Annotated in this window: 15 protein-coding genes; 10 read left to right on the forward strand and 5 right to left on the reverse strand. The window is 54.4% G+C overall.

What is annotated here, in order from left to right; all coding sequences use genetic code 11:
* Window positions 1-1,401, forward strand: a complete 1,401-nt coding sequence (locus PFRI_RS20785) for an MATE family efflux transporter (protein ID WP_072632609.1) — start codon at window positions 1-3, stop codon at window positions 1,399-1,401.
* Here PFRI_RS20785 and PFRI_RS20790 read toward each other — a convergent pair.
* The 3 genes from PFRI_RS20790 to PFRI_RS20800 are packed head-to-tail and all read right to left on the reverse strand — an operon-like array spanning window position 1,398 to window position 5,127.
* On the reverse strand, window positions 1,398-1,940 hold the full coding sequence (locus PFRI_RS20790) for a gamma-glutamylcyclotransferase family protein (protein ID WP_072632610.1): 543 nt from the start codon (window positions 1,938-1,940) through the stop codon (window positions 1,398-1,400). The two genes, PFRI_RS20785 and PFRI_RS20790, sit on opposite strands and share 4 nt — an antisense overlap.
* Window positions 1,937-4,453, reverse strand: a complete 2,517-nt coding sequence (locus tag PFRI_RS20795; protein ID WP_072632611.1) for an ABC transporter permease — start codon at window positions 4,451-4,453, stop codon at window positions 1,937-1,939. Before PFRI_RS20795 ends, PFRI_RS20790 begins: the two co-directional genes overlap by 4 nt.
* Complete coding sequence (locus tag PFRI_RS20800) at window positions 4,450-5,127, reverse strand: ABC transporter ATP-binding protein (RefSeq protein WP_072632612.1); 678 nt, start codon at window positions 5,125-5,127, stop codon at window positions 4,450-4,452. The genes PFRI_RS20795 and PFRI_RS20800 overlap by 4 nt, the downstream gene beginning before the upstream one ends.
* 30 nt (window positions 5,128-5,157) lie before the next feature.
* Between PFRI_RS20800 and PFRI_RS20805 the strand changes: the two genes are divergently transcribed.
* A complete protein-coding gene (locus tag PFRI_RS20805; protein WP_072632613.1) occupies window positions 5,158-5,856 on the forward strand; it encodes an arylesterase in 699 nt (232 codons plus the stop codon).
* Here the strand turns inward: PFRI_RS20805 and PFRI_RS20810 are convergent.
* Entirely contained in the window at window positions 5,845-6,471 is a 627-nt protein-coding gene (locus tag PFRI_RS20810; protein ID WP_072632614.1) for a TetR family transcriptional regulator C-terminal domain-containing protein, read from the reverse strand. The genes PFRI_RS20805 and PFRI_RS20810 overlap by 12 nt on opposite strands.
* A 180-nt stretch (window positions 6,472-6,651) precedes the next feature.
* Between PFRI_RS20810 and PFRI_RS20815 the strand changes: the two genes are divergently transcribed.
* The 8 genes from PFRI_RS20815 to PFRI_RS20850 all read left to right on the forward strand — a co-directional run bounded on the left by PFRI_RS20815 (window position 6,652) and on the right by PFRI_RS20850 (window position 13,990).
* Complete coding sequence (locus tag PFRI_RS20815) at window positions 6,652-7,908, forward strand: Zn-dependent hydrolase (protein ID WP_072632615.1); 1,257 nt, start codon at window positions 6,652-6,654, stop codon at window positions 7,906-7,908.
* Window positions 7,909-7,991: 83 nt separating this feature from the next.
* Complete coding sequence (hydA, locus tag PFRI_RS20820; protein WP_072632616.1) at window positions 7,992-9,455, forward strand: dihydropyrimidinase; 1,464 nt, start codon at window positions 7,992-7,994, stop codon at window positions 9,453-9,455.
* 16 nt (window positions 9,456-9,471) lie between these two features.
* Window positions 9,472-10,254 (forward strand): ABC transporter ATP-binding protein, encoded by a 783-nt coding sequence (locus tag PFRI_RS20825; protein ID WP_072632617.1) that lies wholly within the window; start codon window positions 9,472-9,474, stop codon window positions 10,252-10,254.
* Entirely contained in the window at window positions 10,247-10,678 is a 432-nt protein-coding gene (locus PFRI_RS20830; protein ID WP_072632618.1) for a GNAT family N-acetyltransferase, read from the forward strand. The genes PFRI_RS20825 and PFRI_RS20830 overlap by 8 nt, the downstream gene beginning before the upstream one ends.
* The gene (locus tag PFRI_RS20835) at window positions 10,675-11,538 is read left to right on the forward strand and encodes an ABC transporter permease (protein WP_072632619.1); all 864 of its coding nucleotides are present in this window, start codon (window positions 10,675-10,677) and stop codon (window positions 11,536-11,538) included. The genes PFRI_RS20830 and PFRI_RS20835 overlap by 4 nt, the downstream gene beginning before the upstream one ends.
* Window positions 11,535-12,374 carry an ABC transporter permease gene (locus PFRI_RS20840; protein ID WP_072632620.1) on the forward strand — a complete coding sequence of 280 codons (840 nt, stop codon included), beginning with the start codon at window positions 11,535-11,537 and terminating at the stop codon, window positions 12,372-12,374. The genes PFRI_RS20835 and PFRI_RS20840 overlap by 4 nt, the downstream gene beginning before the upstream one ends.
* Window positions 12,375-12,408: 34 nt before the next feature.
* Window positions 12,409-13,398, forward strand: a complete 990-nt coding sequence (locus PFRI_RS20845; protein WP_072632621.1) for an ABC transporter substrate-binding protein — start codon at window positions 12,409-12,411, stop codon at window positions 13,396-13,398.
* 166 nt (window positions 13,399-13,564) lie between these two features.
* Complete coding sequence (locus tag PFRI_RS20850; RefSeq protein ID WP_245812508.1) at window positions 13,565-13,990, forward strand: BLUF domain-containing protein; 426 nt, start codon at window positions 13,565-13,567, stop codon at window positions 13,988-13,990.
* Here the strand turns inward: PFRI_RS20850 and PFRI_RS20855 are convergent.
* Window positions 13,987-14,307, reverse strand: a complete 321-nt coding sequence (locus PFRI_RS20855; RefSeq protein ID WP_139292161.1) for a thioredoxin domain-containing protein — start codon at window positions 14,305-14,307, stop codon at window positions 13,987-13,989. The two genes, PFRI_RS20850 and PFRI_RS20855, sit on opposite strands and share 4 nt — an antisense overlap.
* Between the last annotated feature and the right edge of the window lie 171 nt (window positions 14,308-14,478).

Raw genomic sequence — 14,478 nt, forward strand, 5'->3', positions numbered from 1 at the left:
ATGTCAGAGCAAGCTAAATTCCTGACAGGCTCGCTCTTTAAACATGTGTCGGTGATGTCGCTCACGGCCTCCGTCGGCCTTATGGCGATCTTCTTGGTCGATTTCGTCGATATGATCTTCATCTCGATGTTGGGCAAAGCAGAACTCGCCGCCGCTGTCGGTTATGCAGGCGCAATCTTATTCTTCACGACGTCCTTCGGCATTGGCATGTCCATCGCTGCGGGCGCTTTGGTTGCGCGTGCGCTCGGGGCAGGGGACGAAGAAGAGGCCAAGCGCAAAGCAACACACGCTTTGATCTATGGCTTCGTATTTGGTTCGATTTTTGCGGGCTTGGTGTGGCTCAACTTAGGGACCTTCGTCACACTTCTTGGTGCGAGTGGGGAAACCCATGTCCTCGCGGTTCACTACCTCCAAATCATCGTGCCTTCGCTTCCATTTCTTATGATCGGTATGGTTGGCGGTGCGATCTTGCGCGCACACGGCGATGCAAAACGCGCGATGATGGCGACGATCTATGGGGGGGCTGTCAACGCTGTGCTCGACCCGATCCTTATCTTTGGGCTTGATCTTGAACTCACGGGTGCAGCATTAGCTTCTGTTGCGGCGCGCCTTACGATTGCTGGCGTCTCGCTCTTACCAATCATCAAACATTACGGTGGCTTCGTGAAGCCTGACACGCGCGATCTGATGCTCGATCTGCGCCCCGTTTTCGCGCTGGCATTTCCTGCGATCCTTACGCAACTCGCAACGCCCATCGGCCAAGCTTATGTCACGCGCGCAATGGCAGAATATGGCGAAGCGGCGGTCGCGGGCATGGCTATCGTAGGCCGCCTGACCCCTATCGCATTCGGCGTCATCTTCGCGCTTTCGGGTGCTGTTGGTCCGATCATCGGGCAGAATTTCGGCGCAGGGCAGCATGATCGCGTGCGCGGCGGTTTCAAAGCGGGCATCACATTTGTCGGCATTTTCGTCGTCTTCATGACGATCTTGCTTTACTTCCTACGCGCGCCCATTGCCGACCTGTTCACTGCTGATGGCATCACACGCGAACTCGTCTATCTGTTCTGTGGCCCGCTTGCGCTGGTCTTCTTTTTCAACGGTCTCTTGTTTGTTGCGAACGCGAGCTTTAACAACCTTGGCCACCCTTATTACTCTACTTGGCTTAACTGGGGCCGTCACACGATTGGCACGATCCCCTTGGTGATCCTCGGCGCACTTTGGTTCGGCGCACCGGGTGTGTTGATTGGCCAAGCGATCGGTGGTGTGATCTTTGGATCGCTGTCAGTCGTGCTGGCATGGCGCGTGATGAACAAGGTCGAAAATGAAGCGACACGCGTTCCTGAGCCAGAACCTTTCGCGCGCGAAGCACGCCATTTGCACCAGACCAGCTGGAAGCGTTAACGCTCCTGTATCGTGCATTTCAGCGTTGTGAGTGCTTTGTCGACAAAATGGGTCTCTGCTGCGCTCAAGGCTTGATGCCTTGGATAAATTGGTGCGGATCGATCATCCAGAATGGGGGCATCCCAACCTCTGGTCGTGTCAAAAAAGCGCTGCGCGCCCGCTTGCCCGAACTCCGTCAGATACCCTTGCACGACGACATCCAAATAGCTGAGCAAAATCGGATGCGCGTTGCTCGCCGCTGCATGTTTGTCTGCGGGTATCTCGTAAATCACTGTGTTGTTGTGGCCCTCCAAAGCGACCCGATCATAAGCAAACTCGCGCTCGTCCAACGCGGCCCAATCCGCGTTAGGCACATCCGCGCTCAGCCCTTCAATCTCGCTCTGAGGATCGCGAATGGCGGTCAAAAACGCAACTTCGCGCAAAGCCGTATGGCGCCAAGCACGCGCCCAGCCTTTGACGCGCAAAGGCTGTACACTGGGATAATCATGCGTTGCGCGGTTCACCAGACTGCCGTAGCCGAAAAAACGTGGATGGCTCATTCTTGGCTCCTGAGAATTTGCGCGGGCCGCACTGTTAAAGGGCGCCAAGCAAAGGCCAATCCTGAGAGCATCGTCGCTAGAATACCGCCCAAAACAATCGTCAAAGCGTTGCTCCAGATCACTTCGTAGCTGGTCTCCATGATGAACGTGCTCACGGCCCAACCGCCCAATATGCCCGCGCCCAAAGCGACAGCACCTGCGCAACCACCCAAGATCGCAGCGCGTAGCGCAAAGCTCGTTAGGATAGATCGCCGTGTTGCGCCAAGAGTTCTGAGAATGGCGGCTTCGAAAGTGCGCGCTTGCTCGCCTGCGGCAGATGCGCCGATCAAAACCAAGAAGCCTGTCAAAAGCGTGGCAGCGGCACCGTAGCTGACTGCTGCTGCTAATCCCGCTAAGACGCTCGCAACCCGCTCGATTGCGTCACCTACCCTGATCGCCGTGATGTTGGGAAAGGTGGTGCTGAGATCGCGCAAGATACGGGCCTCTGATTCAGGTGTGGCATAGACAGTTGAGATGAAACTATGCGGTGCACCGGACAACGCGCTAGGGTTCATCGACATGATGAATCCGATGCCAGCGGTTGAAAAATCCACCTCGCGAAAGCTGGACACGGTCGCGGTGAAATCGCGGCCCAAAATGTTGACGGTCACTGTATCGCCGAGCGCGATGTTCATCTCTTCGGCTTCTTCAGCGGCGAAACTTACCAGCGGCGGTCCAGCGTAATCCGGCGCCCACCAAGTGCCATCCAGCAAGCGTGTGTTATCAGGCAGTTCCGTCGAGTAAGTGATCCCGCGATCGCCCTCGAGTACCCAATGATCGCCTGCAATTTCACTCGCAGGTTTGCCATTAATCTGCGTGATGATCCCACGCAGCATGGGTGCACTATCAATGCGGCTTACGGCAGGTTCGTTGTTGAGACGCTCCAAGTAGCTAGGCATTTGATCTTTTTGGATATCGACAAAGAAATAGGAAGGCGCAACACTCGGTAGATCGCGCGCAATTGCGCCGCGCAGGTTGCCATCAATTTGGCCAACTGCTGCCAAAACAGACAACCCCAGCCCAAGCGAAAGCACGACAGATACCGCTTCCTCGCGTGGTCCTGAAATGGATCCGAGCGCCCACCGCAGACTTGCGCGTCCTCTTGCCCAAGGGGCGATTTTGCGCGCAACAAAGCGGATCAAATGCGCGGCAAGTACCAGTAAAACCAGTGCACCCATAATGCCACCAGCCGTCCAGAGCGTTAGGAAGGTCGTCCCAGAGAACCAGCTCGCCAAAGCGAGTAATGCGGCGACAAGCGCTGCTGTTGCTATGATGTAGCGCACCGCGGGCAAGCGCGCACCGCTTTGTCCTGCATCACGAAACAAAGTCGCTGCGCGAATATTTTCTGTGCGTGAAAGTGGCCATGTGGTAAAGATAAGCGCTGTAAATACACCGTAGACCGCCGCCTCGAACAGGGGTTTTGGATAGATCGCGAAGGCCGCAGGAATTGGCAAGCGTTCGGTGATTAAAGGGGCAAGCGCGAGAGGGGCTGCCGCGCCCAAAGCCAGACCAATCGCGATACCAAGCAAGCTCAAAACGCCGATCTGAATAAAGTATGTTTGAAAGATAACCGCGCGCTCCGCGCCCAGCGTGCGCAGGGTTGCGATGACAGATGTCTTGCCTTTGAGATAACTGTTGACAGCGGCAGACACGCCAACACCACCCACAGCGAGACCCGAGAGCCCAACAAGTACCAAAAACGCGCCCAAACGGTCCACAAATTGCGCAACGCCGGGTGCGCCATTGCGGCCATCGCGCCAGCGTAAGCCACTTTGCGCAAAGGCTTCATCGGCCTCTTTGCTCAAAGCATCGAGATTGCTGTTCTCAGGTAATCTTAAACGGTATTTACTGGAGAACAACGTCCCCGACTCGAGCAGTCCTGATCCTTTTAGCGCATCACGCAAAACGATAATGCGCGGCCCCAGTCCAAAGCCACCGCCTGCGCCATCTGGTTCATCTACGAGAACCGCGGTTAGGCGAAACTCCTGCGTTCCAAGTTTGAAAACCCCTCCGATCTCAAGCCCGAGCCGATCCTTTAACACGCGTTCCATCACGGCCCCCGGCAGCACGCTTTGCTCCCCCAGTGCGAGCGCGATGGGCAAAGCTGGCTCTAACCCGACCTCGCCAATCAGCGGATAAAACGTATCCACCGCTTTCACTTGCGTCAGACCGCGCTCATCACCAACAACGGCCATGGAACGGAAATCGGCAACTTCTGAGACCTGCTCTGCGTTTTGCGCCATCCATGCGCGCTCTTGCTCGCTTGCAAAACGATAGGTTAACTCCAACTCAGCATCACCCCCCAAAAGCGCCGCACCTTCGCGCGCGAGCCCTGCTTCAATCGAGGCGCGCACGGTGCCTACGGCGGCAATCGCGGCGACACCAAGTGCGAGACAAGCAAGGAAGATGCGAAACCCTCTCAGCCCACCGCGCAGCTCACGGCGCGCAAATCTTGAGGCGAGTGCGATGCTCATGTTTGGCTCTCGTCAATGCGGCCATCGCGTAGGCGAATTACACTGTCACAACGGCTCGCCAATGCGTTTGAGTGCGTGACCAAGACAAGCGTTGCACCGTCGCGGGCTTGGAGCTCGAACAGTAGCTCCATGATCGCATTGCCGTTCGTCTCATCAAGATTGCCCGTTGGCTCGTCCGCGAGCAAAATCTGAGGCCGCACCACCATCGCACGCGCGAGCGCGACGCGTTGTTGCTCGCCACCCGACATCTGGCTGGGATAATGCGAAATGCGATGTGAGAGGCCGACTGTTTCCAGCTCTACCTCAGCCTTGGCAAAGGCGTCTTTGTCGCCTGCAAGTTCCAAAGGCGTTGCGACGTTTTCCAAAGCGGTCATCGTTGGGATCAAGTGAAACGATTGGAACACAATCCCCATCGAGGCGCGCCTGAAACGGGCCAATGCGTCCTCGTTCATCGCTGTTAAATCTTGTCCCAAGGCGGTGATCGTTCCACCGCTCAAGCGCTCCAACCCGCCCATCAACATGAGCAACGAGGACTTGCCAGAACCCGAAGGTCCGACTAGCGCCAAAGAGCGTCCCTTTTCTACATCAAGAGAAATACCATGCAAAATATCGACGCGTCCGGCATTGCCATCAAGCGAAAGAGTTGCATCTTTAAGGGAGAGAATGGCGGTCATATCGGGCGGCCTGCAATTAGGAGTTATGCTTTGGGATATGGGTTCGCACAGGCTGTGAGCAAGGTGATTGCTTCAATTACGCTCATTTTTGTCTTGATCTTTGGTCAAGCGAGCGCTGCGCGAGCGGAGCCTGTGACGATTGTGGCGTTTGGTGACAGTTTGACCCAAGGGTATGGTTTGCGCGCGCCCGATGGTTTTGTCCCTCAACTTGCGGATTGGCTCAAAGCCAACAGCACCGAAAGCGGCGCTGTGTGCCTGATCAATGCGGGCGTGTCGGGTGACACAACTGCGGGGGGTGCTGCGCGGATTGACTGGACGCTGACCGATGATGTGGACGGGGTGATTGTCGCGCTCGGCGGCAATGATCTGTTGCGCGGCATTGATCCGGCTGTGAGTCGCGCCAATCTGGAGAAGATTTTGCAAGCCACCGTTGCGCGCGACGTGCCTGTTTTATTGGTGGGTCTGGTCGCGACTGCAAATATGGGACCTGATTTCAAGCAGAACTTTGATCAGATGTATCCAGAGCTCAGCGCTCAGTATGGCACGCTTTATGTACGTGATTTCTTTATCGGCTTGTTGCAGCCCGACGGCACGGTCGATGGCGATGCAGTGCGCGCGCGGATGCAATCTGACGGTATCCACCCTAACAAAGAGGGCGTGCGCGACATCGTCGAAGGGCTTGGACCTGATGTGATCGAGCTGATCTCTTTGGCGCGCTCAGGGCGTTAGCAGCTTGGTAAACAACTGATCCAAGAACGCGCGCGCTCCGTCTTCGCGCGCTTGTCTATCGGGCAGCAAAACCTCTGTCTGGGCGGCAAAATCGGCATAGTGCTGTGTGGTTGCCCAGATCGAAAATAGCAGATGCGCGGGGTCACTTCGGGCGATCTTGCCGCTTTCCATCCAACGGGTGATCACTATGATTTGCTTATCAAAAAGCGGTTTCAAACCTGCGGATAAATGCGGCCCCATGCGCGGCGCGCCTTGTAGAATTTCGTTGGCAAACAAGCGGCTTTCGCGTGGCAGCTCGATCGCCATATCCAGCTTGCGATGCACATAGCCAATGAGTTCTTTGATTGGATCCCCGTTCGGATTCATTTCTTTGAGCGGATCAAGCCAGACCGTCATCAATTGGTTAAGCAAAGTTACGTGGATCTCTTGCTTGCCGTTAAAGTAGTAAAGAATATTAGGCTTACTCAAACCCGCTTGTTTTGCGATCTGATCGAGCGTTGCCCCGCGATATCCTTGGCTTGAAAAGACTTCGAGGGCTGCGTCCAAAATCAGCGTGCGGTTACGCTGCTGTATGCGGCTTGGCGCTTTCTTTGTGGTGGAGGGGCTTTCAGTCAATGCAAAGGTCTCCTGCTCGAGTTGCCCATCATTTGAGCATGTAATTGCACGACATCGAGATGCGGCAGCAATACATGCAAGTCAATCCTTGACAGAGTTGACGCACATTGCAATCGTGTCTTTACCAAATGGTAAAATTTAATCGATCCGCCAGATCGACGAAGTCTATGGGGAAAAGTCATGGCCGCACCGGGTGAAAATCTGAAAATCAACGCAGATCGTCTTTGGGACAGCTTGATGGAGATGGCCAAAATTGGCCCCGGGGTTGCCGGGGGTAACAACCGCCAAACTTTGACGGATGAAGATGGCGAAGGCCGCGCGCTGTTTCAGAAATGGTGTGAAGCCGTGGGTTGCACCATGGGTCTTGACAGTATGGGCAATATGTTTGCAGAGCTCGCGGGCACGGACCCTGATGCCCTGCCTGTCTACGTTGGATCCCACCTTGATACACAACCGACGGGTGGCAAATATGACGGGGTTTTGGGCGTGCTCGGTGGCCTCGAAATTCTGCGTACGATGAAAGATCTCGGGATCAAGACCAAACACCCGATCGTTGTGACCAATTGGACCAATGAAGAGGGCACGCGCTACGCCCCTGCGATGCTCGCCTCTGGCGTGTTCGCGGGCGTTCACACGGAAGAATGGGCCTACGCGAAGGAAGATGCAGACGGCAAAACGTTTGGTTCGGAATTGGACCGCATTGGTTGGAAAGGTGACGAACCTGTCGGTGCGCGCAAGGATAAGATGCACGCGTTCTTTGAGCTGCATATCGAACAAGGTCCGATTTTGGAGGCAGAAGGCAAAGACATTGGTGTCGTCACACACGGCCAAGGGCTGAGTTGGACGCAAGTGACTGTGACGGGCAAGGACAGCCACACAGGGTCCACACCGATGCCGATGCGCAAGAACGCAGGGTTAGGCATGGCGCGTATCTTGAACAAAGTGGATGAGATTGCGTGGTCGCACAAACCCCACGCGGTTGGTGCGGCGGGGCATATTGATGTCTATCCCAACTCGCGCAATGTGATCCCTGGGAAGGTGGTCTTTACGGTTGATTTCCGTTCCCCTGATTTGTCGGTGATCGAGGATATGGAAGCACGTTTGCGTGTCGATGCGCAGGCGATTTGTAATGAGATGGGTTTGGGTGTCGAGTTCGAGAAGGTTGGTGGTTTTGATCCTGTAACCTTTGATGAGGGCTGTGTTTCCGCTGTCCGTGCGGCGGCAGAACGGCTTGGCTATTCGCATATGAACCTGATTTCTGGTGCGGGTCATGATGCATGTTGGATCAACAAATGCGCGCCCACGGCGATGGTGATGTGCCCTTGTGTCGATGGTTTGTCGCATAATGAGGCGGAAGAGATTTCCAAAGAATGGGCAAGTGCTGGGACGGATGTGTTGATGCACGCTGTTCTGGAAACAGCACAAATTGTGGAGTGAGGAGGGGGCCAGCCCCCATCGCGCGAGCGCGACCCCCCGAAGTTTATCTGGAAAGATGAAGGCATTTAGAAAGGCGTATTAATATGGGTACGAAAGTTATCAAAGGCGGCATGGTCTGCACAGCGGATCGCACGTGGAAAGCCGACGTTTTGATCGAAGGCGAAGTGATCAAGCAGATTGGTGAAGGCCTGAAGGGGGATGACTATATCGACGCGGAGGGCGCTTATGTGATCCCCGGCGGGATTGATCCGCACACCCATCTTGAGATGCCTTTCATGGGCACGACCGCAGCAGAGACATTCGAGACAGGGACATGGGCTGCGGCAACGGGTGGCACGACGATGATTGTGGATTTCTGTTTGCCCGGGGCGGATGGTGATTTGAAGAACGCAATCAACGAGTGGCATCGCAAGTCAGCGCCACAGATTTGTAGCGACGTTGGCTATCACATGGCTATTACCGGTTGGGACGAGAGTGTATTCAATGGCATGAAGGATGCCGTTGATATGGGCGTCAATTCGTTCAAGCATTTCATGGCCTATAAGGGCGCGTTGATGATTGAGGACGATGAGATGTTCGCCTCCTTCAAACGCTGCCGCGAGTTGGGCGCATTGCCGATGGTCCATGCGGAAAACGGTGATCTGGTTGCCGAGATGCAGCAAAAGTACTTCGACGAGGGGATTACCGGACCAGAGGGTCACGCCTATTCCCGTCCCCCTGAGTTTGAAGGCGAGGCCGCGAACCGCGCGATCACCATTGCCGATTGTGCGGGCACGCCTTTGTACATTGTGCACGTCTCTTGTGAGCAAGCGCATGAAGCGATCCGACGGGCCCGTCAAAAAGGGATGCGCGTTTATGGCGAGCCACTAATCCAGTTCCTGACGCTCGATGAAAGTGTCTATTTTTCAGATGATTGGGACCATGCAGCGCGTCGCGTGATGTCGCCGCCGTTCCGCAACAAGGAACATCAAGATAGCCTTTGGGCAGGTCTGCAATCAGGCTCTTTGCAAGTGGTTGCTACGGATCACGCCGCGTTCACTACTGAACAAAAACGCGCAGGTCGCGATGATTTTCGTATCATCCCGAATGGGTCCAACGGGTTGGAAGAACGCCTCGCTGTGCTTTGGACCGAGGGGGTTGAGACGGGCCGCTTGACGCCGAATGAGTTCGTCGCTGCAACTTCGACCAATGTGGCGAAAATCTTGAATATCTACCCTAAGAAAGGCGCGATTGTTGAAGGCGCGGATGCGGATATCGTGGTTTGGGATCCGAAAATTTCTAAGACCATCAGCCCTGCGAACCATCATTCCATCCTTGATTACAACGTCTTTGAGGGTTTCGAAGTGACGGCCCAAGCGCGCTACACTTTGAACCGTGGTGAGGTAATTTGGGCATGGGGTCAGAACTCTCAACCAAATCCTGGCCGTGGCCGTTTTATTCCGCGCCCTGCGTTTGCTGCGCCCAATGTTGCGCTGAGCAAATGGAAAGAGTTGAATTCTCCCAAGATGATCAAACGCGATCCTATGAACATTCCTGCGGGAATTTAACAGCAAGGTCAGGCACTTGAGCAATAATACCATCATCAGCGCTAAAGACCTTAGCCTGACGTTTCAAACCAACGACGGACCTGTGCATGCGCTCAAGGACGTGTCGCTCGATATTGAAAAAGGCGAATTTGTCAGCTTTATCGGTCCGTCCGGTTGTGGCAAAACCACGTTTCTGCGCGTGATGGCGGACTTAGAGCAGCCAACGGCTGGCAGCATTACGATGAATGGCGTCAGCCCTGAAGAAGCACGGCGCGCGCGGGCTTATGGGTATGTGTTCCAAGCCGCTGGGCTTTATCCGTGGCGCACGATTGCGGGCAATATCCGGCTGCCTTTAGAAATTATGGGTTACGACAAAGCGGACCAAACGGAGCGTGTGAAACGTGTTTTAGATCTCGTGGAACTCAGCGGGTTTGAGAAAAAGTTTCCATGGCAGCTCTCGGGTGGAATGCAGCAACGCGCCTCGATCGCGCGCGCACTTGCGTTTGATGCGGACATTTTGCTGATGGATGAACCCTTTGGCGCGCTTGATGAAATCGTGCGTGACCACCTCAATGAGCAACTTCTTCAACTCTGGGCGCGCACGGAAAAGACGATCGCGTTTGTCACTCATTCCATCCCTGAAGCCGTTTATCTCAGCACCAAAATAGTTGTGATGTCGCCGCGACCGGGGCGTATCGCGGATGTGATTGAGAGCACGCTTCCCAAAGAGCGCCCGCTGGAAATTCGCGATAGTCCCGAGTTCATCGAGATAGCGCATCGTGTCCGCGAGGGCCTCAGGGCAGGGCATAGTGATGCGTGACTTCGGGATTAGAAATGCCACACGCGATGACTTGCCTGCATTGGGCGAAATAGTCTTTGCGTGGGAGCAACGCACCAAATGGATGCACAGCAGCCATACCGCCGAAGAGATCGCGAGCTTTCTGAACGATGCGTTTGAGGAGCGGGTTATCCTTGTCGCTGGGACGCCTGCGCAAGCGTATCTTGCGTTTGATCCTGAACGTCAGCGCATTGGCGGCCTATATTGCAATATCTCTGGCAAAGGCATCGGTAAGGCATTGATTGATAGGATCAAAGAAGGGCGCGACTTTCTTTGGCTTAATACTCATGAACCCAACCATGCGGCGCAGAAATTCTATAAACGCGAAGGGTTTGTTGAGGTTTCTAACGAGGGTGCCGAGCCTTCTAACATTGTGCCTGAACTGCGCATGGAGTGGCGCAGATGAGGAACCTTTTCCCAGTTTTAACCGTTGTCGCGGCGATCATTGTGCTTTGGTACGGAGCCGCCGTGTGGCTGAACACGCCTTGGGCCTATGACAAAGCACAGCGCGCAGGGGTTGAGTTATCCACAAGCGAATTGATCGCTGACACATGGTCGCAAAAAAAACCAAAACTCCCTGCGCCGCATCAAGTGACGCGCGAGATTTGGAAGACGACGGTGGAGAAAAAGATCACATCAAAGCGCTCGTTGATTTATCATTCGTGGGTCACGCTTAGCGCGACGCTTTTGGGGTTTGCGCTGGGCACTGTCCTTGGGATCGCACTGGCGGTCGGCATCGTGTTCAACCGCACAATAGATATGAGCGTGATGCCTTGGGTGATCACCTCGCAAACCATCCCGATCCTCGCGATTGCACCGATGATTATCGTGGTGCTGAACGCAGTTGGCATCCAAGGCTTGCTGCCCAAAGCGATTATTTCCATGTACCTCAGCTTTTTCCCTGTGGTCGTGGGCATGGTCAAAGGGCTGCGCTCGCCTGATCATATGCAGCTTGATCAAATGCGGACGTGGCATGCGTCTGGTGCGCAGACGTTTTGGCGTTTGAGGTTACCGTCTTCGATGCCATATCTCTTTACATCGCTCAAAATCGCTATGGCCGCAGCTATTGTTGGCGCGATCGTCGGCGAGTTGCCAACCGGTGCAGTTGCGGGCCTTGGCGCGCGCCTTTTGGCGGGCAGCTATTACGGCCAGACCATCCAGATTTGGAGCGCCTTGCTCGTGGCCGCAGCACTTGCTGCTACGCTTGTTGCGATTATCGGTTTGATCCAGCGGATCGTTCTCAATAGGATGGGGATGGCGCAATGAATTGGCTGATTGCAGGCGCGCTCATCTGGGCTTTGGGTTGGTACGTCAACGTGCGGCTCGCAGCTTTGCCGAAATCGCGCGTGACTTCGCTGCTGGTTCCGGTGATTTTTGGTGTTACGCTCATCATCATTTGGGAATGCGTCGTGCGTGGCCTGCAAATCCAACAAGTCCTTTTGCCAGCCCCAAGCGTCATCGCCGCGCGCTTTGCTTCGTCCACATCGATCCTTTGGCAAGACTGGGTGCAAACAGTCCTGAAAGGCATGATGAGCGGTTACGTTATCGGGTGCCTCGCTGCGTTCTTGACGGCACTTGCTGTAGATCGGTTTGATTTTTTGAAGCGTGGCTTGCTACCGGTTGGCAACTTTGCAGCGGCCTTACCAATCATCGGTATGGCACCAATTTTAGTCATGTGGTTCGGCTTTGACTGGCAATCCAAAGCGGCCGTCGTCGTTGTTATGATCTTCTTCCCGATCCTCGTGAACACCGTGCAAGGTTTGGCCGCAAGCGATGCTATGCAGCGCGATCTGATGCGCACTTATGCGGCGGGCTATTGGAAAACGCTGTTCAAATTGCGCTTGCCAATGGCCTTGCCCTTTATCTTCAATGGTCTCAAAATCGCGACAACCCTCGCGCTTATTGGTGCAATCGTCGCGGAATTTTTCGGATCACCCATTCGCGGCATGGGGTTTCGCATTTCAACCAGCGTCGGCCAACTCGCGCTGGATCTGGTCTGGGCAGAAATCGTTGTCGCTGCGATTACTGGGGCGCTCTTTTACGGTGCCGTGGCATTGCTAGAACGCAAATGGACATTCTGGCATCCGTCACAAAGAAGTTAACAAAAATAATAGACTAACCAACAAGGAGAGAATAATGAACGTATTTTCAAAATGGGTCGGGGCTGCTGCACTGGGTGCGATGGCCACAGCAGCGCAGGCTGCGGATGATCTCACGCTGCAACTCAAATGGGTCACGCAAGCACAGTTTGGCGGTTACTACGTCGCGCTCGACAAAGGCTTCTACGAAGAGGAAGGCCTGAACGTCACAATCAAACCAGGCGGTCCTGACATCGCACCGACGCAGGTTCTTGCCGGTGGCGGCGCAGACGTCACGGTAGAATGGATGCCAGCGGCCCTTGCTGCGCGCGAGAAGGGCCTGCCGATGGTCAATATCGCACAGCCGTTCAAGTCCTCAGGTATGATGCTCACGTGTCGCAAAGATGCAGGCATCACAAGCACAGATGATTTCGCAGGCAAGACGCTTGGTGTTTGGTTCTTTGGTAACGAATTTCCTTTCCTCAGCTGGATGAGCAAACTTGGTCTTAGCACCGAGGGCGGCGAAGACGGCGTGACCGTGCTCAAGCAAGGTTTCAACGTGGACCCATTGCTGCAAAAGCAAGCAGCTTGTGTTTCGACAATGACATACAACGAATACTGGCAGGTTATTGATGCCGGGTTAACACCGGACGATTTGATGGTGTTCAAGTACGAAGATCAGGGCGTCGCGACGCTCGAGGATGGCCTCTATGTGCTTGAGGATTCCCTTGCGGATCCGGCGATGGAGGACAAACTTGTCCGTTTCGTGCGTGCGTCCATGAAAGGTTGGAAATACGCTGAAATGAACCCTGATGAGGCCGCTGATATCGTTTTAGAAAACGATGCTTCCGGTGCACAAACTGAAGAGCACCAGCAGCGTATGATGCGCGAAATTTCCAAGCTGACATCTGGCTCAAACGGTGCTTTGCTCGAAGCAGACTATGAGCGCACAGTGCAATCCTTGCTCTCTGGTGGTTCCGATCCAGTAATCACCAAAGCGCCAGAGGGTGCATGGACACATGCCATCACGGACAAAGCTTTGAACTAATCGACGTTCGAAAATCTATCGAAAGGCCGCTCTACTGGGCGGCCTTTTTTGTTAACCATGTATGAAAAAAGGGGACATCCCTGCGAAGAGGCCATACACTTCAAGAAAGCCTAGGCCAGACAATCCGATATTCGGTTTTGCTTTGAATTTTACGGGCCAAATAGGAGTGAAACTCATCACCGATCTCAAACAACTCATCTACATTTCGCAACCTTTTGGCTTTGATGGCCCGACGTTGGGCACAATCTTACTCGATGCGCGTATGTGCAATGAACGCGATGGCATCACTGGTGCACTCGTATGCCGCCATGATGTCTATCTTCAGTTGCTCGAAGGCCCTGCTGACAAGATTGACGCTACCTATGCGCGCATCCTACGCGATGATCGCCATGCAAATGTAAATGAACTTGTGAACCGCACAGTGTCTGAGCGTATTTTTGCGGATTGGGCAATGCTCCACGACCCCGAAAAGTCGTGGGTTTGGTCGCGTTCTGAACTTGCAGATGGCGTCTTAAAACGCGCGACACAGGCAGAGATCGTGGAAGTGTTTGAGACGCTCTCTGAAAAGGCCAAAGCAGACTCTAGTCCTTAAGTCTGCTTTTTGAGATGCGCATCAAATGCACGGCGCAAGGTGTCCATATCTGTTGGCCCCTTGACGATCTCAACCATCTCGCCCTTGGCATCGAAGAGTAGAAGCGTCACGTGACTAACACCGTATTTTGAAGAAAACGCCAGACCGTCTTCCGAACGAATGTTGGCTACGAGGTATTCGAAAGTGTCATCATCGTAGGCTTTCAGCGCTTTTCGCGTCTGGTTTTGCAAAGTTCGACACATGCTACATTGCGGGTCATGTATCTGCACGATGGATGGTTTGCCGCTATTGATCTTGCTCAGATCAGATTCGGACATGATCGCTTGAACCTGTGTTGCGGTGAAGTAACCCGCAATCGCAACAACCGGCAAAGCAATGAGCGCGCGCCGCGTGAAGTTCGTTTTCTTTTCACGTTGGGCAGTGACCTGCCCCCCTAGGCTCCCTCATTCATAACGAGAGTTTGCGGGTTTGGATTTCATATTCTTTAT

Origin of the sequence: Planktotalea frisia, assembly GCF_001890925.1 — a bacterium.
GTDB lineage: Bacteria > Pseudomonadota > Alphaproteobacteria > Rhodobacterales > Rhodobacteraceae > Planktotalea > Planktotalea frisia.